Source organism: Parasphingorhabdus sp. DH2-15, assembly GCF_051668705.1.
Taxonomy (GTDB): domain Bacteria; phylum Pseudomonadota; class Alphaproteobacteria; order Sphingomonadales; family Sphingomonadaceae; genus Alterisphingorhabdus.
Genome location: NZ_CP196351.1, coordinates 461,421 through 482,151, shown reverse-complemented (window position 1 = coordinate 482,151; position 20,731 = coordinate 461,421). Strand labels below are relative to the sequence as shown.

The window sequence follows — 20,731 nt, the reverse complement described above, 5'->3', positions numbered from 1 at the left end:
AGGATATCTATACTGGATTAGAATGTTGCACGAGCAATGAAGGTAAAGCGCCTGTCATTGCGGAAAGCATTCCGCAGTGCTCGTTGGCTTGATGCCGAGATAGACTGCTCAGTGACAGTAATATCATCCAACAGATTCACACCTTGGACACCGATTTTGATATTATCCGTCAGATCAAAGAAGATGGATGCATCAAGCTGCCCAGTTGCTGGTTGAAAGATTGAGGCAAATGGGAAGATCACATCGCGCTCTGTTAGCAAGAATGAACTACGCCAATTATAAGCGAGACGTGCCTGAACACCAGATTTTTCATATAGGCCGATCAGGTTGATATTATGCCGCGATACCCGCGGGAATATACCGTCATCTATATCAAATCGTGCGGTTGGTGGATCATCACTCGCAAGAGCAGTGTCCAGCTCGTTGGATACGCCATTGGCTTCAATATAAGTATAGTTGAATTGTAGGCCTAGCCCACTCAATGGCCCTGGCAAGAAATCGAAAAACTGCTGATAGGCCAGTTCGAAACCAAGAACATCACCAGTGTCGCTCGTATTGACCTCTGTATTACGCAACACCTCAATATCAGCGCCTTCAAATGTTAACGGAACAGGAACCGGCTGAAAAGCAATGAAATTACTGATTTCTTTATAAAAACCAGTCAGAGTTATCGATCCAGCAGTTGCAAAATACCACTCCCACGCTACGTCAAAATTCCACGCCGTTTGCGGAAGCAATGCAGCATTACCCGTAGCATTGCCTTGGAATCCGCCAAAGTTGGTAACTGTACCACCTGCGCCATCAGGAACAATGGTTCCAGGAATTTGATTGACGAAGATACGCTCATTAAGCTGATCCACACCCGGACGTGTCAAAGTGCGTGAGATAGCCGTCCGCAGAACATGCCCGCCCGGGATATCAAGTTTCAGGTTTAGACTTGGCAAAAACTCCTCATAATCAGTATCAACTCTTGTTTCGATAAACTGACCATCGCCAAATGCAGTTTCCAGCCCGACCAAATCAAGACCACATGCTGCTGGAACTTGGAAATTGGGTATTCCCGCTCCTGCACCAGGGGCACATAAAGCGAGCAATGAGGGCGGGAAGATCATATCAAACGGATCAGTAGTGATAGATGTATCTACTGATCGTTCGGTACGCACATAGCGTAAACCAACATTACCGCTCAGCTTAACACCAGAATCGCTCTCTGGCGATTCAAAATCAAGACGGACATAAGCTGCAAAATTGTCTCTGGTTATACTGCCAATTTCACTTGGTAAAAATGGTGTGCCTGCAATAACGCCTGGCCGCTCAGTCAGAACATTTGCACCTGATGGGCTGCCACCAACGGCGTTCAGGATGGTTGATATTGTGCTTTGGAAACCATCAAAATCTCTAGGAGAGATACCGTTGGGAGAGACAATAGTACCAGTCGGACTTGAAACTTCGCCACGTTGGAAATTATCAAATTCGAAACTGCCTACCAACGGCGCAACCGCCGCATCCAAATCCGGATTAGGGTTACCACCTAGCAGAAGGACAGATTGGATAGCGTTAAAATCGCCGCCAGACAGCCCTTGAATATCATTGGCTGTCCAGACTTCTGAAATCGCACCCCAGTTAAAGTCAGACTGACGCAATAACAGGTCTTGTTGGTTATAACGTGCACCCGCACGGACAGACTTTAACCAGCCATCGCCGCCAAAGTCATATTCAACATCACCGCGAAAAGCGAGCGAATCGCCTTCATTTTGTGTTGTATGGTCCAAAAATGCGCGAAGGAAAAAGTTGCTTGGATCTGCAAAGAAACCGTCAGGCACGTCAAATGAAACATCCGGCACTTGACCAGTGGAACGATCAATAGCGATAGGCGCAAAAAATGAACCAAAGACACTAACATCGTTCACATTAGCTTCTGTCGCAATATATTGCACATCGAAATTGAAGCGCAAATTATCCGTCGGCGCAAATTTCAGGTTGAAGCCGTAATCTTCTGTGCGATCCTCTTCAAGGCGTGTGCGGAAAGTATTTAACTGCTGCCCACCTTGCGTACCTGCGCCGCTTACCAGAGCAGCCGTACCATTCGGTCCACGCCATTGTGAATTATCGATGATTGTACCGCTTTCGAAAACGCCATCATCGTCAAATACAAAGTCGCTTTGGTCAAATCCAGCACGCGGACCAGATGCGTCCACAACCGTCTCAAGGACATTTTCGCCCCAGACTAGCTCGGAATCTGAGCGGAAGAATTGTGCAGTAGCCTGCCAACGTTCGTCAATACTTTCCCACTGCAAAGCACCGGCAATAGTAAAACGTTCGCGGTCAAATTCTTGCGTACGAAGGCTACCGCCACCTGGAATAAACAGAGCATTGCCATTAGCGTCTGTTATCAAATTATCATCAGCATTGAATAATATGCCATCGGCGCCAGCATCACGATCTAACGGGTCGGCAAAGGCGCTACCATCAGCGCGTGATAGCAGTTCGGAATATGCGACATTAGCCAAAATACCGATACGGCCGATACCAGTATCCCAGTTATTGGAATAAAGAGCCGAGACAGTTGGCGCAAATTCTTCACGCAAGTCGCCATAGTTAAGCTCGCCCGAGATTGAGAAAGTCTGGCCATCAGAGTCAAACGGCAAACGGGTCCGTAGATCGATTGTACCAGCGGCACCACCCTCGATGAGATCAGCAGAAGAGTTTTTGAAAACAGCTACGCTACCGAGCAATTCGGGCGAAACATCTTCAAACCCTAATACTGCACCTGAGCTTGCGCCAAACACATCGCGTCCGTTCAACTCTGAACGCACAAAAGGCAGACCACGAATAACCGCGCCTGAACCTTCAATAGCAAAGTGATCCGGATCATTAGGACCAGCAAAGCGAATGATAGAAACACCAGGGACACGCTGCAGAACCTCTGAAACAGAACGATCTGGTAAGGCGCCAATGTCTGATGCCGTCACAACATCGACAACGGTGTCGGAGTTACGTTTGATATTCTGCGCTGAATCGAGCGATTCGCGAATACCGGAAACGATGATCAAGCCTTCATCCTCAGCACCGGCATCGGTTTGAGGATCTTCAGCATCATTTTGCGGTAACGCTTCCTGTGCTAACGCTGGCGTAGCTGCAATCAAACCGATCGACGAAACGCCTATAAGCAAATTGTGGCACAGATTGGTAGGCGACCGCCCTAAAATGGTTTTCATAACCCCTCCTAATGTCATTTATAGTATTTTGTTATTAGCCTATATCTTCGAAAAATTGACAACCTTGTCAACGAAAAAATCAAATTTGTATTCTCCCGTTGAAAAATTCTTATTTTGATTGGTATTTCCAGTGGGTTAACAATGCACCTATGATCCAACACAATCATCGATAAAAGTTTTATGGGCGGGCATTTGATCAGATGCAGTCGCAATCGTATTACCAATGCTGGTTATAACGTGACGGATCCTTTCCATCGGCATTTTTGCAATAAGCGGGTTTGATGCTTCAGGCGTAATGCCCTGCCCGTACATGACAGCAACCCAGCTGGCAGTCCCAAAAATATCATTTGGTTCACTAAATATACGTGACGAAGCACGGAACTGATTCATCCGTCGCTGCAAATTGTCTGATGTGCGAATCGACTGGCAATGACGCCAAAATGGCGTGTCATCTCTTTTGGTTGCTGTGTAATGCAGTACCAAAAAGTCACGAACCCGCTCATATTCGAACAATGTTCTACTGTTAAATGCTTCAATATCAGCAAGATTAAAACGCTTGTCGGGGAAATGTGTCAGCAATCGCGCAATAGAGGTCTGGATAAGATGGATACTGGTTGATTCCAGTGGCTCCATAAAACCGGCCGCCAGACCGAGCGCCAGCACATTCTTATTCCAGAATTTTTTGCGATGGCCCGTTACAAAGCGCAGCAAGCGCGGATCACCCAATGGCTTTCCATCAAGATTGGACAATAATGTCTCACACGCTGCATCATCATCAATATAGTCGCTGCAATAAACATAGCCGTTACCTGTGCGGTGCTGTAAAGGAATCCGCCATTGCCAGCCGGCCTCTCGCGCGGTTGCGCGCGTATAGGGTATGGGCTCATCTATTTTTTCACACGGCACGGCAACAGCACGATCACATGGTAAATGGCTGCGCCAATCCTCATAGCCAGTGGCCAAAGCTCCTTCGATCAAAAGGCCGCGAAAGCCCGAACAATCAATAAAGAAATCAGCCGATAATGTCCGGCCATCTGTCGTGGTAACAGACTGAACATGGCCCGTTTCGCTATCTTGCGCAACATTGCCTACCCGCCCTTCAACCCGAACAATACCGCGATCTTCTGCATAGCGGCGCAGATAGGCCGCATAGAGCGCTGCATCGAATTGGAAGGCGTAATTTATACCCGCAAGCGCGGATTTTGGCCGGTCTTTCAAAGGACGCATAAATTTCTTTTTTCGGCATGCTTCAACCATCAGGGAATATGCAAAGAGGTCGTCCTTTTCACCAGCCAGTGCTTTGTGAAACCAATATTGGTAAAATGGGATAGCATCGAAATCGACACCAAAATCCCCAAAAGGGTGGATATAGGATGAGCCTTTTTCGTACCAATCGACAAATTCAATGCCCAATTTGAACGTCGCCTTGGTCTCCCGAATAAATTCATTCTCATCTATGCCCAGCATCTCATTATAGGCAATGATAGGTGGGATAGTGGCTTCGCCTACACCAACTGTGCCAATCTCCTCCGACTCAATCAGCGTGACCTTTGTCTTCGTGCCGCGCAGCAAATTGCCCAGCGCCGCAGCCGTCATCCATCCGGCTGTACCCCCACCAACAATAACAATATCATCCAGCAAATGCTCATTCATGGTTATTTGGTCTCCATTGCCACGGGCGCCGCTTTGCAGAAACGCTCGATAAAGGCTTCATGCGTAGGCATGGCCTGTTCGGTTTTTGCCAATACGCCGCTCATATTGGCAACACTTTGGCGCAAATTATCTTCGCTCAGCATATTTGCCATTGGGTTATATCCTTGCGGACCCCAGCCCTGCCCCTGCGCAACGGCCAGCCAGCTTGGCAGGTCGAACAATTCAGCGTCATATCTGAAAAAGCGGCCAGCATTTTTCAACAATTCCATCTTGTTGGTGAAGCTGTCCGGCACGTCCATAGTCCGCACATATTCCCAAAAAGGTGCATCGCTGCGTGTCGTGGCTTTATAATGCAATATCAGAAAATCGCGGATATGCTCATAATCATCGGTCATCAGACGGTTATATTCGTCGCGTTCTATTGGCGAGTCTGTGGTGTTGGGGAAAAGCGAAATCAGTTTCGATATTCCGGCCTGAATAAGGTGAATGCTTGTCGATTCCAAAGGCTCCAAAAAGCCCCCTGACAGGCCGATTGCAACGCAATTTCCTGCCCAGAATTTGCGGCGATGGCCTGTCATAAAACGCAAATGATTGGGCGAAGATATCGGTTCACCCTCTAATTTTTCGAGCAATTGCTGTTCTGCGGTATCACTGTCCATATAGGCATCGCAATATACGTGCCCATTGCCCACCCTATGCTGCAAAGGAATGCGCCATTGCCACCCTGCCGTTCGCGCGGTTGAGCGTGTATAGGGGTTTAAACTGCCAGAGCCTTTGCAAGCGGCTGCAACTGCTCGGTTCACTGGTAGCCAGCGACTCCAATCATTATAGCCAGCGGCATATGCACCCTCGATCAACAATCCTCGAAAGCCAGTGCAATCCACAAAAAAATCAGCAGTAATGTGCCGGTCATCTTGCAATGTCACTGCGCTGATCAGACCCGTTTCTGAATCCTGCTCAACATGCTCTATCAGGCCCTCCACCCGCTCAACCTTCTGGCTCTCGGCAATGCGGCGCAAATAGGCTGCATAAAGCGATGCATCAAAATGAAAAGCATAGGCCAGCTTATTCATGACCGGGCCATGGCTTTCTTCAGGCCGCAAAAATTTGCCCGCATATGCCGCCAGTGTATTTAATGAATAATCCTCAAGGCTTTTGGCCTCGCCCATAGCGGCAAGACGCGACCAGAAATGGTGAAACTCTATCCCTTCAAGGTCGAAACCAAAGCTGCCAAAGGGATGAAAATAGCGATCCCCAAGCGCGCCCCAATCAACAAATTCGATCCCCAATTTAAACGTCGCTTGGGTTTCACGAACGAATGCATTTTCATCGATACCCAGATGCGTATTAAACTTGCTGATCGGCGGAATGGTCGCCTCACCTACGCCAACAGTGCCAATGGCTTCCGATTCAATCAGCGTAATTTTTACGCCGGTCCGGGCGCAAAATTTGGATAATGCCGCCGCCGTCATCCAGCCAGCGGTACCGCCGCCGGCAATCACAATATGACGAATGGGATTCGCGTTCATATATTCTCCAATTGGCGCTTTAACTGGCCTATTTTGCCCCGTAACTGATCCAGCCATATAAGCAGATCCTGCTCTGAAAGACGGTCTGCCAATCGGTCATGGTGCAATGGGTTGCCGCATTTCGTCAGCAATATTGTCAACCATTCTGCGGGGCTGAAAACTTCATAATCCTCGACCGGTATGCGCCCGCAGGTTTGAAATACTTCGATTTTGCGGCGCAATGCAGGTCGCTGCGATATGCTCTTATCATCATTGCCAAGCAGGTAGACCATATCGGCAATGCGTTCGCTCTGCTCTTGGGACAGGCGGTTATATTCACGCCTTTCCGCCGAGCCGCCACCACGTGTGGGCAGCATATCTATAAAGCGTTGTATCGCGCTATAGAGATGCGATGCTTCTATGCCTTGGGGCTGATCGCTATGTGGCAGATAAAGGCTATGATCGTGCCAACCCGTTTCTGCCAAACCAATACTGCCTGCCCATTGCCCTGAACGCGAAACATCAATGAAAAAATCAGCCTCAAACTGGGCATCATCCGTTGTAATAGAATAGGGATAATCTGCGCTGCCTTTGCGCACAGTGACTTCGGCCGCAGAGACAATCTGCGCCCCTAAATCACGCGCTTTAGCTAGCAACAAATGCCCATAACCAGCGCGATCAACCTGCAATCCAAAACCAATGCCAATCTGGGCCGCAATCGCCAAAGGCAATTGTGCTTTGCCATGATGTATGGCCAATGATGGTGAATATTGGTCCAAACCATATGACTGCCCCAGCCTATTCCCTTTGTTCCAATAATGGTGAAATGCAGCGCCATCACGGGCCATACCATAATCGCCAAAGGGCAAAGCAATACGCCCACCATCATAGGCACAATCAACCGCATAAACAGCGCGCGCTTTTGCCCGAGATTGCAGTGCATCGGCCTGTATTTGCAGGTCATTATGCAATCGCTGCATATCGGGCCTGAGTATCATGTCAGCATCAACAATATCTGCATCAGTACAGTTGAGCACAATGACTTTGGTCGCCTCACTCACGCAATGTCTGGCAATGAGCGCTGCACACAGGGCAAGACGTACGCCGCTGCCAGCCAGAATGATTGTGCGAAGCGGTGCCATATGCGTCATGAAGCCGCTGTCACCGGCCGGCGCGCCATATTGTTGTTCTGAATATAGCTTGCATGGTCCTGCATAGACATGGCCGCTTGGTGCATATGGTTGCGCAAGCCAGACAGATGCTTTTTGATATGCCCCTTATCCAACCGATCTGCACGCCAGTCATAATGCTGCGGCATGACACGCTGCCCAATATAGACCGCTACCCAACTTGGCATCAGGAACAGCCCATGATCATAGGATGCAACGCGTCCGCTGCTTTTAAAAAGCTCTATTTTTTCGGCCAGACTATCGGGGATATCCATTGTCCGCATATAATTCCAAAATGCCGAATCATCGCGTTCTGTGGCATGATAATGCAGGATAAGAAAATCACGAATCCGCTCAAACTCCAGGTCCATTCGGCGGTTATATTCTGCTGCATGAACGGTGAAATTACTGGTCTGCGGGAACATCTCCAATAGCTTGGTAACACCTTCTTGTATCAGGTAGATGCTGGTGGATTCCAAAGGTTCCAGAAAACCACCGGAAAGGCCAATGGCAATACAATTGCGGTTCCACAATTTGCGGCGTTTGCCCGTGACAAAACGTAACTGTCTCGGATCAGCAAGCGCTTTGCCTTCAAGGTTAGCCAGCAGAGAATCCGTTGCCACATCATCACTGGTGAAACCGCTTGAATAAACATGCCCATTGCCTGTGCGATGCTGCAAAGGGATGCGCCATCGCCACCCGGCCTTATCGGCAGTAGCCCGAGTGTAAGGCAACAATGTGCCCTCATGCTCACAAGGGACCGCGACAGCACGGTCACAAGGCAGCCATTTCGACCATTCATCATAGCCTGTCTCAAGGGTCTTCTCGATCAACAAGCCAAAAAAGCCAGTACAATCAATAAACAGATCGCCAGATATGCTCTGGCCATTATCCATGGTGACGCTCAATATATCCCCGGTCCCACTGTCTTGATCGACATGGGTGACCTTGCCTTCAATTCTGGTAACCCCGCGTTTTTCAGCATGGTCGCGCATGAATGGCGCATATTGCAGCGCATCAAACTGATAGGCATAACGATAGGTGGAGAGAACCGAACGTGGATCTTCGGATGGCGGCTGAAACTTGGCCATTTTGCAGGCCAGTATCGGCAGGGAATATTCGTCCAAAGCGCCAATATCAGGCGCGGTTTCGGCATCATCCTGCATGCGCCGCCAATAATGGTGAAACGCCACGCCTTCATTAGCCAAGCCAAATTCACCAAATGGGTGGATATAGCTATCGCCCAACCGGCCCCAATCGCAAAACTCTATGCCCAGTTTAAACGTCGCAGATGTTGCAGCCATAAACTCGGCTTCGTTGACACCGATAGTCTCATTAAAAAGCCGAATATGCGGAAGCGTTGCCTCCCCAACACCAACAATGCCGATAGCCTCTGATTCGATCAGAGTGATATTCAAACCGGTTTGACCCAGCATTGATGCAAGACCGGCAGCTGTCATCCAGCCAGCCGTGCCGCCGCCTATAATGACAACGTTATTCACCTTATCCTGCATATATGCAGCAGTCATTTCCTCTCCTTTGCCTCAGATAAGCCTTCCTTTCATAAAGAATCTTATCCGAACAGAGCGCACGTTCAGCTTATACGACATTGCGGTCAAGGCTGTAATCTATCTTATAACAAATGCTCTCTTGACGCTTTCTATAATTCAGTCATATTAAATTGACAACGATAGACAAGATAGTTGTTTGGAGGGGAAGATGATGCAACGGGTCCGCATGGGCATGGTTGGTGGTGGGCAAGGTGCCTTTATCGGCAATGCTCATCGCATGGCCGCTGCATTGGATGGGCAGACCTCTCTGATATGTGGGGCGTTCAGCCGAGACCATAACAATTGCAAAGCAACCGGCGCGCAACTGGGGCTGGAGGCAGAACGCTGCTATTCCGATTATGAGACTATGTTTGCACAGGAAGCATCACGCCGTGCCGCTGAAGGCGATGCAATGCAATGTGTCTCCATCGTCACGCCAAACCATCTGCATGTGCCAATAGCCAAAGCCGCAGCGCAAAATGGTTTCCACATTATATGCGACAAACCGGCGGCAGTCAGCCTGTCTGAAGCAAGAGAACTTTCAGTAATATTGCGTGAAAATAATGTCTATTATGCGCTAACCCATACATATCTGGGCTACCCCATGGTCTGGCAGGCACGCCATCTTGCAGATTCGGGCCAGCTTGGCGCAATCAAGAGAGTTTTGGTAGAATATCCGCAAGGCTGGCTGGCAGGTGCGCTGGAAGATAGCGGCAATAAGCAAGCAGCTTGGCGCATGGACCCGAAATTGTCTGGCCCCGCCGGTGCTATGGCCGATATAGGCACCCATGCGCAAAATCTGGTTGAGTTCATCACTGGCTCGCCCATGACTGAAGTATCCGCACGATTGCGCACGCATCGAGAGAATCGTGTGCTGGATGATGATGGCGATGTTGCCTTCACCCTTGCCAACGGGGCGACAGGCATGTTGGTCGCCAGTCAGGTGTGCACTGGGGAAGAAAACTCCCTGTCCATTCGTGTTTATGGTGAGAAGGCCAGTCTGGAATGGCGACAGATGGAGCCGAATACACTGTTTGAACGCAGTAATGACGATGTCAGCAAAATACACAGAGCGGGCATAGATCGCCCCTTATGCGATGCAGCATTGGCGCATTGCCGGCTACCTTCAGGGCACCCTGAAGGATATTTGGAAGCCTTTGCCAATATTTACAGGCATTTTGCCTTAGCCATTCGCGAACCAAATCAAAATACCGCCCAATATGTGCCCGGCATAGGGGCAGGATTACGCGGCATGGCCTTTATTGAGGCCGTTATTGCCAGCAATGCGCATGGTGGCGTTTGGCAAACAATAGAAGAACACAATGCCAATTTGATGATGGAGCAACAAGTGTGAAGCAAATACAGGGTCCTGCCATTTTTCTGGCCCAATTTATGGGTGACAAAGCCCCATTTAATAATCTGGACAATATCGTCAAATGGGTTGCAGATTTAGGCTATAAAGGCATTCAAATCCCGTCAGGTGATATGCGTTGCATGGACCTTGAAGTCGCGGCTGAAAGCCAGGATTATTGTGACGATCTGATCGGTCGGTGCGCCGAACATGGTGTCACGATCACTGAATTATCCACCCATTTGCAGGGGCAGCTTGTTGCTGTTCATCCCGCTTATAATGATCTGTTTGATAGTTTTGCTCCGCCACAATTACACGGCAAACCCGATTTGCGCACAGAATGGGCTGTCGACCAGATGAAGAAGGCCGCAATTGCATCACGCCGCATGGGCCTGAAAAGTTGCGCCAGTTTCTCCGGTGCGTTGATGTGGCATCTGGTTTACCCTTGGCCGCAACGTCCCGCTGGACTAGTAGAGCAAGGTTTTGCCGAACTGGCCCGGCGCTGGCGGCCAATTCTTGATGCTTTTGATAATGAAGGTGTCGACATTGCTTATGAAATCCATCCCGGTGAAGACCTGCATGATGGCGCCAGTTTTGAGGCATTTTTGGATGCGGTCGACAATCATCCACGCGCCAATATCCTGTATGACCCCAGCCATTTTGTTCTACAGCAATTGGATTATCTGGGCTTTATTGATCGCTATCATGAACGGATAAAAGCCTTCCATGTAAAGGATGCCGAATTCCGACCTGATGCACGGACCGGCGTATATGGCGGTTACCAAAATTGGGCTGATCGCGCTGGACGCTTTCGATCACTGGGCGATGGCCAGATCGATTTTCGTCAGATTTTCAGCAAGCTGACCCATTATGGCTTTGATGGCTGGGCGGTTCTGGAATGGGAATGTTGTTACAAACACCCCGAACAAGGCGCAGCAGAAGGTGCACCCTTCATTGCCGATCATATTATCCGGCCAACGGAAAAAGCCTTTGATGATTTTGCTGGAGGCAAAATTGACGAAGCAAAAATTGCACGCACGCTGGGCATCACGCGATGATGTGATGCGTACAGGAATATAGCTGCCCAAATCACACAAAATAGAGGCAGCGATATAAGGAGGTGGACTATGCAGGCGATAGAGTATCAACGTACCAGATTATTCTGGATCGCAGTTTTGGGGCTTTTTACAGCAGCGATGCTGTTCGGGCTGCGCGCCGGATTAAACAGCGGTATGCGCGATGAAATCTTCGCTGGCACTGTCAATTCCGGAGAGTTGATTGCATCGGCTTTCGGCATGGCGTTTTTCGGCTTTGGATTTACCCTTTTCGCTGCGAGCCCGCTATTGGACAAGATTGGCATTGGCAATGTCCTGCGCGGCTCCGCATTATGTTTTATCGTCAGCGTGGTGATGATCTATGTGGCCACTATGGTGGACAGCGATACCATCAGCCATAATCTGTTTTGGATAGGCATGTTGGTTCAGGGCATTGGCTGGGGCGGGCAAGAAGCTGCTATCAACCCCATGACGACAGCGCTTTACCCAGAAGACAAGACGCACCGGCTCAACGTGCTGCACGCATGGTGGCCTGCAGGTATCATCGTTGGCGGGTTGATCGGCTTTGGCATTGGCTGGTTTGATATCCCTTGGAAATTGGCCATGGCGGCACCGCTTGCGCCTGCAATTGCACTGTTGCTGATGTCCAAAGGCGTCGCCTTTCCGCAGACAGAGCGCGAAGCGGAAGGCATATCATTTTCTGATATGATGCTGGAAATTTTCCGTGCGCCCAGCTGCCTGATCTGGTTCGGAGCCATGTTCCTGACCGCTTCGCTAGAACTGGCGCCAGGGCAATGGATTGAAGCTGCATTGTCTGCCAAGGTCGGCTTTAATGCCGTTCTCATATTGGTATATGTTGCTGGATTGATGTTTGTCATGCGCCACTTTGCAGGGCCGTTGGCGCACCGACTATCCAATCCTGGTCTCTTATGGTTCTCCAGCCTTTTTGCAATGGTGGGCCTGTATCTTATGGCGACGGTTGACAGCCCCTTCATGGTCATCGTCGCCGCCACAATCTGGGGCACCGGCGTGTGCTTCCTATGGCCAACCATGATGGCCTCTGTTTCAGAGCGCTACCCCAAGGGCGGCAGCTGGTTCATCGGCCTGATAGGAACATCGGCGGCATTGGCGATGTATTTCGTTCTGCCCATGCTTGGCCGCCTATATGATACCGCCATGGCACAGGCCGCGGGCGGGCCGGAAAAGCTGGAACTATTAAAAGCAGAAGGCACGGCCATTGCTGCCAGTGAATTGCTGGAAATCGAAAAAACAGCCGCACCGCAAGCATTCGAATTTGTTGCGATGCTGGCCATACCATTGCTCCTATTGTTCGGCATCGTCTGGCTCTTAGAAAAGCGCGCACAGCGTATCGCCAGCCAAGCACCAGAAACCGCGCAACAAAAAGCGCTTTGAGGATGATTATGCAAGACCAGACACCTAATAAATTGATTGATCGCCCTATTGGCCGGCGCTCGGCCTTACGCGGTATCATCACTATAGCAGGGATTTCGGTAGCATTGCCTGCGATGACATCGCTTGCTGGCTGTAGTCAGGCACCGTCCAGCATCACAGATAAGGCTAATCTTATCTCTGCAGTGGCGGGCAGAATTATTCCCAAAACTGATAGCCCGGGCGCGGTTGAAGCAGGGGTTCCTGACTATATAGCGGCTGTGTTCGAGCAATATTTCACAGCCGAACAGCGAAGCGCATTTGCTGATGGATTGGGTGCGTTTGAGGCGATGGCTAAGGATAAGGGTGCGGAATCGTTCGCAACTGCATCAGACGACGTAAAAGACAAGATACTGACCGCTTTTGATCAAGGCGAAGAATCTATGTCTGGCTATGAAACATGGCGCAGCCTTCGGGAAATCACGATATTTGGATATTACACATCGGAAGCAGCCACCAAGGAGCTGAATTTCGAGGAATTACCCGGGCGCTATAACGGCTGTGTGCCGATGGAAGAGGTCGGCCGCGCATGGCTTGATCGCGGTGTTTGACATATAAGACAGAACGGAAATTACATAATGACTAAATCCGAAAATTTTGATGTCATCGTTGTTGGCTCCGGCATGTCTGGCGGCTGGGCAGCGAAAGAGTTCACAGAAAAGGGAATGAAAACGCTGGTCATTGAGCGCGGTAAAATGAACGAGCATGGCAGCGGCTACATCACTGAGAATCAGAACCCTTGGGACATGCCCTTTCGTGACCGCGCAAACCCGCAATTGGTGGACGCGGAATATCCGGTACAAAGCACTTGCTATGCTTTTAGAGAAAGCACCCGGCATTATTTCATCAACGACAAGCAAAACCCTTATTCAGTAGAAGACGGTAAAAAATTTTCCTGGTTGCGCGGTGACCAAGTAGGCGGCAAATCGCTCATGTGGGCAAGGCAAAGCTATCGTTGGAGCGATACGGATTTTTCCGCCAACAAAGCAGACGGCCATGGCAGCGATTGGCCAATCCGCTATGCCGATATCAAGCCTTGGTATGAATATGTTGAACGTTTTGTAGGCATTAGCGGGTCCGAAGAAGGGCTACCTCAATTGCCAGATAGCATTTTCCAGCCGCCTATGGATATGACATGCGTTGAAAAGTCGGCCAAAGCAAAAATTGAAGCGGCATTTCCTGACCGCAAACTGATTATCGGTCGCGCCGCACATCTGACCAAACCGACAGAAGAACAGATCGCCCTTGGCCGTACCAATTGCCAATTCCGTAATCAGTGTGAGCGCGGCTGCTCTTTTGGGGCTTATTTCTCAAGCGTATCAGCATTGCTGCCTGCTGCACAACGCACTGGAAATATGACGATGTTGGCGGACACTGTGGTTGAGAAAATTCTCTATGATCCAAAGACTAAGAGAGCAACCGGCGTGCGCACCATCAATCGTAAGACCAAGCAAAGCAAAGATATAACGGCACGCGTTATCTTTTTATGTGCATCGACAATCGGAACAGTACAAATCATGCTGAATTCCAAGTCGGAAACATTCTCTAATGGCTTTGCCAATTCCAGCAATGTGCTGGGTAAATATATCATGGACCATCATCATCAGATTGGCGCTTCAGGGCGCATGCCTGGCTTTGAAGATGACTATTTTGCTGGTCGCCGCCCCAATGGAACATATCTGCCGCGCTACACGAATCTTGATAATCGTACCGATGGCGAGTTTTTGCGGGGCTTTGCCTATCAGGGCAGCAGTTGGCGCCCATCATGGACGCGCGCTTTGCACGATCGTGGCTTTGGCGCAGATTTGAAGCAGAAACTGCGTACACCCGACGGATGGTGGATGAGGCTGCAGGCTTTTGGTGAACACTTGCCGCAAGCCGAAAACCAGGTACGTCTCCACCCTAGCAAAACCGATAATTACGGCATCCCGCAAGTCCATATGGACGTAAATTGGGGGGACAATGAATTTAGGATGCGTCAGAAAATGAAGGCAGATGCTGTTGCAATGCTAAAAGCTGCAGGTGCAACCAATATTGAAGCCTTTGATGAAGACCCAGTGCCGGGCCATTGCATTCATGAAATGGGCGGAGCGCGCATGGGCAAAGATCCTAAAGATTCTCTGCTTAACGGTTTCAATCAAACTCATGATGTACCCAATGTTTTTGCAACTGATGGTTCAGCATTTGCTTCTGTTGCATGTCAAAACCCATCTTTGACCTTTATGGCGTTGACCGCGCGCGCAGTAGATTATGCAAGCCGCCAAATGAAAGAAGGAACCATATAATGACCTTTACCCCTGATCGTCGCACCATATTGGCAGGCGCCATTTCTGGCGGGGCAGTATTGATGTCTGGATGCTCTATGGACAAGAAAGACTCGCAACAGGAAGAGAATGTTGTTCCTTATACGGGGAAGCTGGGCGTCCAGCTCTATACGGTTAGAGCATTGTTTGAAAAAGACTATCAGGCAACACTGAAGGCGCTAGCCGATATCGGCATAAAGGATTGTGAAACGGCAGGATTTTTTGCGCATAAACCAACTGATGTGCGCAAAGCGATGGATGATTTGGGATTAATCAGCAATTCTGGGCATGTGCAACTTGCAGATATGCGCGAGGATTTTGATGGCGTGCTCGAATTGGCCGAAATCATGGGCCAGCGCAATTTATTTCTTCCATGGATTGCTGAAGAGGAACGCACATTAGATGGCTATCGCGCCATTGCAGACCTACTTAATGAACGAGGAGAGCAAGCGAAAAAGGCAGGTATGACCGTTGGCTATCATAATCATGAATTTGAGTTTCTGGATCAAGATGGCAGCAATGGATACGATATCTTGCTGGAGCGTACTGAGCCTTCACTGGTGTCAATGGAGATTGATCTTTTCTGGTTACGCAAAGCGAGCGTTGACCCTTTTACCCTATTTGACAAGGCACCCGGACGTTTCATCGCGTGTCACATAAAAGACATGGATAGCAGTGGCAATATGGTCGATGTTGGCAGCGGCGAAATCGACTTTTCCGCAATTTTTAACAAAGCAGCACAGGCAGGTTTAGAGTATTTTTATATCGAGCATGATGACACGCAAACGCCCATAGCGTCAGTCGGTCGCAGCTACGAACACTTGACTGCATAAACAACAAATCATCTTACCCTATTGCAACGTCAGTCAATAGGGTAAGATGATGATAGTTTACTCTATCAACGCTTTGAGCATGGCTTTATCCCAGCCGCTCTCATCCTTATATGCAGCGAATGTATTGCTATAAGCCCATAAGCACCAAGGGATTTCAGCCTGTTCCATCGCTGTCTTTACAGCACCGGCCCATTTGACGCGCTCTTTATTGTCGATAGGTTCATTAGCACCAAATTCGCCCAAAAATACCGGCCGGTTGATCGCATCGCGAAAAGCGACGGCTATAGAGACCGCGTTGGCCAGCTCCTCTTTATCGGTCTTGGAACCCCAACCTCTTTTGCCCTTGGGCATAGCATCGCCCAACCAGGTCGCTTGCTGATGCGTAAAGTTGAATGGATCATAGTAATGGAAGGTATAAACAATATTGTCATCAGGCGGAGCAAGGTTGCTCGCCAATGTGCGGATATTGGAATATTCCTCTCCGCCCAGAATAATAATCCGCTCCGGATTGTCACGGCGGATAATGGCTATGGCTTGTGCCTGTAACTGGCGCATAACCTTGCCTGATAAATTTGTATGCGGTTCGTTTAAAACCTCGAACCAAACACTGTCAGGCAGTTTGGAATAGCGCAGTGATATCTGGTCCCAAATTGCTCTAAAACGGGCCATTTGCTCTGTGGGGTTTTCCATCAATTCATTAAAATGGTGAACATTGATGATGACATTCAATCCAGCCTTATTCGCATTGATAATATTTTGATCGACAATTTTCGCGAATTCGGGGTGAATGGTATAGTTGGAATCTTTGTTGAGATAAGCGCTCCACCGCACGGGGATGCGAACTGTATCAAAACCAGCATCTGCTATGCGCTGATAATCCTCTGCTGTATTAAGGCGTCCGCCCCATGTTTCATTGGCCGGTGTCTCAAGTGCATTGCCCATATTCAGACAACGTTTCATTGAAAAAACAGTTTTGGTCGTTTGATCTGCATTGTCTTGAGACGTATCTGCACTTGCAGCAACTGCCTGTACGCTTGCCCCCATAGTAGATAAGGCCAGTACCGCCATACCCAAAATAGTCGGTATTTTTTTCACCATTTTCTCCTATTCTAATGAGTGATAGTTTTTTCGCTTATCTGTGCCGTTGTCCCCCTGAGCACAAATTCATAATCCAGTACGATCCTTTGCGGACCGTTGATGCTGTTGTTGGTAAGACTATCTATCAACGTTTCGATCGCGACCTGGCCCAATTCCTGTAAAGGCTGGCGGATTGTTGTCAGTTCTGGACGCATGCGCACCGCAACGGCGGCATCATCAAAGCCAACGACTGACAGGTCATAGGGCACATTCAAACCTTGCATATTTGCGGCCGTGACAATGCCGGCAGCCATATCATCATTAGATGCAAAAATTGCTGTGGGTCGGTTATCTTTGGCCAAGAGCTTAAGCCCAGCATCATATCCCGATTGGAAACTAAACTCGCCTTGAGCAACAAGACCGGGGTCAACTGTCAAACCTGCGGCATTCATAGCAACACAAAAACCCGAGTAGCGCACATGCGATGATCGCTGGTTTTCTGTCCCACGCACAAAGCCAATTTTCTTGTGACCAAGTTGTACAAGATGCTGTGTGAGCTCTATAGAGGCCTTATAATCATCTATCTCGACCAATATCCCCTGATTAAGAAGCTCAACGGGGCCAATCCGCACAACCGGGATACCAAGCTCCTCCAGCACAAATCCGATTTTTTCATCTCCAGCATATGGAGCAACCAGCATGATGCCATCAGGCTTATGATGGCGCAAAATACTTTCAAAGCTTGATTTTATAGTCTGGAATGATGCTTCTTCCAAACCTTCTAAAAGGCTTAGTGACAGCTGATACCCTAGTTTCTGGCAAGCGATCACTGCGCCGAACTGAATAACGGAAACATAATCGCCGCCCGCTGCATGACATATCAGATTGATGTCATAGGATTTGTTTCCGCGCAGTGACCGTGCCGACTGGCTGGGGACATATCCCAATTTTGTGACCGCATCACGGACTTGTTTGCGTAACTTTTCTTGAACATGTGGCTCGTTATTTAACACACGTGACACCGTCTTGATCGACACTCCTGCCAGATCTGCAACATCCTTCATTTTGGCTTTATGGTTATTCATATCGCTCCTAATTCGATAGCTCCTGCACAATTTGCGCATGTATGTGACCTGTAAGCGGCATCTTGTACAAAATGATGCATGTAACAATCAGTAATGCAGCTGGAGATAAAGCTATTGCATATTGAATCATGAGCGCCGTATCAGGCGACTGACTGGCAAGCTGAGGATCATAACCGATAATCGAGAGCAATACACCGACCCCTAGTCCCGCTATTGCGCCTGACGCCTTCTGCACAAACAGGCTGGAGCCAAATACTGAGGCTTCATCTCGCATACCGCTATGATATTGGCCATATTCTACAGTATCAGGAATCAACGCCCAGATTATCACAGCGAAGGCGGAACCACTAAAACCGATTGCAATAATTTGTATCGGTACACCAAATATGATGAAAGGCCCAAAAATCGCCAGCCATAAACTCCAAATCAAATGCCAAATAGTTGCTATATACCAGCATCGTTTTTTGCCGAATTGGCGCGCTATCAATGTCCATATTGGCGTGCCAATCAGTGTCGAAGCGGCTATTAAAGACAGAACCACTTCTTTATTGGCAAAAATATCAGAATTGGCTTCAAGATAAAAAGCCAAGGGGATTGTCCACAAAGCGCCAGCGGCTGAGTTCAGAAAAAGCACCAGCAACAAAGGTACCAAAGCCCGGTTATGCAGCAAGGCATCGACCAGATTCACAATCCATAGTTTTTTGTTATTAACCTCACCGCCCAAAGGTTCTTCCTCGTTAGTAAGGAAAAAACAGACTAACAATGCAGCAGTGCCGGCAATGGCCGAAAGGCAGGCCGTAACCAAGAAACCAATCGCCGACAACTCTGATCCATCCCCGAAAAAGCGCACCATGGGGAAGAAGAAACTGGATACACACAAATACCCCAGAAATGCGAATATCATGCGCATTCCGGACAGTTCTGAGCGTTCATTGCTGTCAACGGTCATACGTGATGACATCGCAGCATAAGGGACAGCAACAATAGTGTAGCAGGTGCGAAAAATAATCGCTGCGACCAGCAATGTCGCAATCTGCAAATATCCCTCAAAAGGCGGGACCCAAAGCAAAAGGCAGAATGACAGGCCCAGTGCAAAACTGCCAAATAACAAAAATGGCCGATAAGTGCCAAAACGACTGCGCGTGCGTGATGCCAGAGACGCCACTAGTGGATCAGAAATAGCATCCCAAGCCAAACCCAAAAACCAAACTAGCCCTGCAATTTTGGGGTCCAACCCGACAATCTGGACATACCAGAACATCAGCATCAACGTTAGGCTGTTCCAATAGATATTGAGGCCAAAATCGCCTACACCATAGCCTGCCAAACGGCCAAGCTTGCGTGAAAGCGTTGTCATCCCAAAAGGTCTTTCTTCATACCAGTAGCAACATTGCTCAAAACCGCCCACTCCCTTTAGCCAATGTTCTTACGCGGTATAATCGGTTCTGGGCAGTAATAAATAATGTGCGTCCATCTTCACCAAAGGCACAATTGGCTGTCGCTCTGCCTGTAGCGATGCGGCCTAAGCATTTGCCAGCATCATTAACCACCAAGACACCGCCCGGACCTGCCACGAACACATGCCCGTTGGTTGATATTGCCATACCATCAGGCAGTCCTTGATGACCGCTCATGAAAGGACTCGCGTCAAACCAAGGCGCAACGCTTTGCTGCATATCGGCAAGGCGATAGCGCCTGACCAGCGCCTGTGAAGGGTCAGACTGCGAAACATAAAGATATTTCTCGTCAGGGGAGAGTATGACACCATTGGGGAACGTCATATCATCGATGACACGTTCAACTTTTCCATCAGGGTTACGCTTATAAACCCCGTTTACTGACATTTCTTTCAAAGGTGATTCGTCCAACCCCTCCAGCCCGTAAGGCGGATCAGTGAAATAGATTGTGCCATCGCTTGCTTCTATCAGATCATTAGGACTGTTGAATTTTTGCCCCTCGAAACGATCTGCCAAAGTCGTCCTTCTGCCAGTTTGAATATCCATGCTTTCAACGGAGCGACTGCCATGATTGCACAAAAGAAGCTGACCATTATCAGACACCAGTAAACCATTAGCACCAGGTTCACGAAAACCATCTGCACTAGCCGCACCGGACGGATCGAGAAAAAGCTGCGTGCCTGTTGGTGCTTGCCATTTATACGCACGATTGGCCGGTACATCAGTAAAATAAAGGCTCCGATTTTTTGCATCCCATGCCGGCCCTTCGGCCCATTGATAGCCATCAGACAGCAATTCACCATTGGAAGTTATGTCAACAACAGACAAAAAATCAGAGTCAAATGTCTCATAGGTCAGGGCTGTTGGGCCTTGTGTTACACCCAAAACTGAACCTTTATGCGTACAACCAACAATTACAGTCGCGCCGAGCCAGGTGCATAACGCCCTGCGTGTTACCATTAATGCACTCCCCTATTTGCATTTAAGGTTATGCAAAATTGACAACCTTGTCAATTTTTTCTC

Annotated in this window: 15 protein-coding genes; 6 read left to right on the top strand and 9 right to left on the bottom strand. The window is 48.9% G+C overall.

Annotated elements, in window-relative coordinates:
• Nucleotides 1-17: 17 nt before the first annotated feature.
• The 5 genes from ACR9YC_RS02280 to ACR9YC_RS02260 form a co-directional block, all read right to left on the bottom strand.
• Nucleotides 18-3,218 (bottom strand): TonB-dependent receptor, encoded by a 3,201-nt coding sequence (locus ACR9YC_RS02280; protein ID WP_438729303.1) that lies wholly within the window; start codon nt 3,216-3,218, stop codon nt 18-20.
• A gap of 147 nt (nt 3,219-3,365) precedes the next feature.
• Complete coding sequence (locus tag ACR9YC_RS02275; RefSeq protein WP_438729301.1) at nt 3,366-4,871, bottom strand: tryptophan halogenase family protein; 1,506 nt, start codon at nt 4,869-4,871, stop codon at nt 3,366-3,368.
• Nucleotides 4,872-4,873: 2 nt separating this feature from the next.
• Entirely contained in the window at nt 4,874-6,400 is a 1,527-nt protein-coding gene (locus ACR9YC_RS02270; protein WP_438729299.1) for a tryptophan halogenase family protein, read from the bottom strand.
• Nucleotides 6,397-7,530: a tryptophan 7-halogenase gene (locus ACR9YC_RS02265; protein WP_438729297.1), complete on the bottom strand. Its 1,134-nt coding sequence runs from the start codon at nt 7,528-7,530 to the stop codon at nt 6,397-6,399. Before ACR9YC_RS02265 ends, ACR9YC_RS02270 begins: the two co-directional genes overlap by 4 nt.
• Complete coding sequence (locus tag ACR9YC_RS02260) at nt 7,527-9,077, bottom strand: tryptophan halogenase family protein (protein WP_438729295.1); 1,551 nt, start codon at nt 9,075-9,077, stop codon at nt 7,527-7,529. The genes ACR9YC_RS02265 and ACR9YC_RS02260 overlap by 4 nt, the downstream gene beginning before the upstream one ends.
• A gap of 190 nt (nt 9,078-9,267) precedes the next feature.
• Here ACR9YC_RS02260 and ACR9YC_RS02255 point away from each other — a divergent pair, with 190 nt between their 5' ends.
• From ACR9YC_RS02255 to ACR9YC_RS02230, 6 genes are all read left to right on the top strand, one after another.
• Nucleotides 9,268-10,452, top strand: coding sequence for a Gfo/Idh/MocA family protein (locus ACR9YC_RS02255; protein WP_438729293.1), 1,185 nt, complete (start codon nt 9,268-9,270; stop codon nt 10,450-10,452).
• Nucleotides 10,449-11,507 (top strand): sugar phosphate isomerase/epimerase family protein, encoded by a 1,059-nt coding sequence (locus ACR9YC_RS02250; protein WP_438729291.1) that lies wholly within the window; start codon nt 10,449-10,451, stop codon nt 11,505-11,507. The genes ACR9YC_RS02255 and ACR9YC_RS02250 overlap by 4 nt, the downstream gene beginning before the upstream one ends.
• A 69-nt stretch (nt 11,508-11,576) precedes the next feature.
• Nucleotides 11,577-12,917, top strand: a complete 1,341-nt coding sequence (locus ACR9YC_RS02245; protein WP_438729289.1) for an MFS transporter — start codon at nt 11,577-11,579, stop codon at nt 12,915-12,917.
• An 8-nt stretch (nt 12,918-12,925) separates the two neighbouring features.
• Nucleotides 12,926-13,504, top strand: coding sequence for a gluconate 2-dehydrogenase subunit 3 family protein (locus ACR9YC_RS02240; RefSeq protein ID WP_438729287.1), 579 nt, complete (start codon nt 12,926-12,928; stop codon nt 13,502-13,504).
• Between the two features lie 27 nt (nt 13,505-13,531).
• Complete coding sequence (locus ACR9YC_RS02235) at nt 13,532-15,238, top strand: GMC oxidoreductase (protein WP_438729285.1); 1,707 nt, start codon at nt 13,532-13,534, stop codon at nt 15,236-15,238.
• Nucleotides 15,238-16,089 carry a sugar phosphate isomerase/epimerase family protein gene (locus tag ACR9YC_RS02230; RefSeq protein WP_438729283.1) on the top strand — a complete coding sequence of 284 codons (852 nt, stop codon included), beginning with the start codon at nt 15,238-15,240 and terminating at the stop codon, nt 16,087-16,089. The genes ACR9YC_RS02235 and ACR9YC_RS02230 overlap by 1 nt, the downstream gene beginning before the upstream one ends.
• Before the next feature lie 57 nt (nt 16,090-16,146).
• Here the strand turns inward: ACR9YC_RS02230 and ACR9YC_RS02225 are convergent, their stop codons facing one another.
• Genes ACR9YC_RS02225 through ACR9YC_RS02210 form a run of 4 tightly spaced genes read right to left on the bottom strand, consistent with a single transcriptional unit; the run spans nt 16,147 to nt 20,668 of the window.
• Nucleotides 16,147-17,187, bottom strand: coding sequence for a glycoside hydrolase family 5 protein (locus ACR9YC_RS02225; RefSeq protein ID WP_438729281.1), 1,041 nt, complete (start codon nt 17,185-17,187; stop codon nt 16,147-16,149).
• Between the two features lie 11 nt (nt 17,188-17,198).
• Nucleotides 17,199-18,251 (bottom strand): LacI family DNA-binding transcriptional regulator, encoded by a 1,053-nt coding sequence (locus tag ACR9YC_RS02220; RefSeq protein WP_438729279.1) that lies wholly within the window; start codon nt 18,249-18,251, stop codon nt 17,199-17,201.
• 7 nt (nt 18,252-18,258) lie between these two features.
• Nucleotides 18,259-19,608, bottom strand: a complete 1,350-nt coding sequence (locus ACR9YC_RS02215) for an MFS transporter (protein WP_438729277.1) — start codon at nt 19,606-19,608, stop codon at nt 18,259-18,261.
• Between the two features lie 37 nt (nt 19,609-19,645).
• On the bottom strand, nt 19,646-20,668 hold the full coding sequence (locus ACR9YC_RS02210; protein ID WP_438729275.1) for an SMP-30/gluconolactonase/LRE family protein: 1,023 nt from the start codon (nt 20,666-20,668) through the stop codon (nt 19,646-19,648).
• Nucleotides 20,669-20,731: the final 63 nt, after the last annotated feature.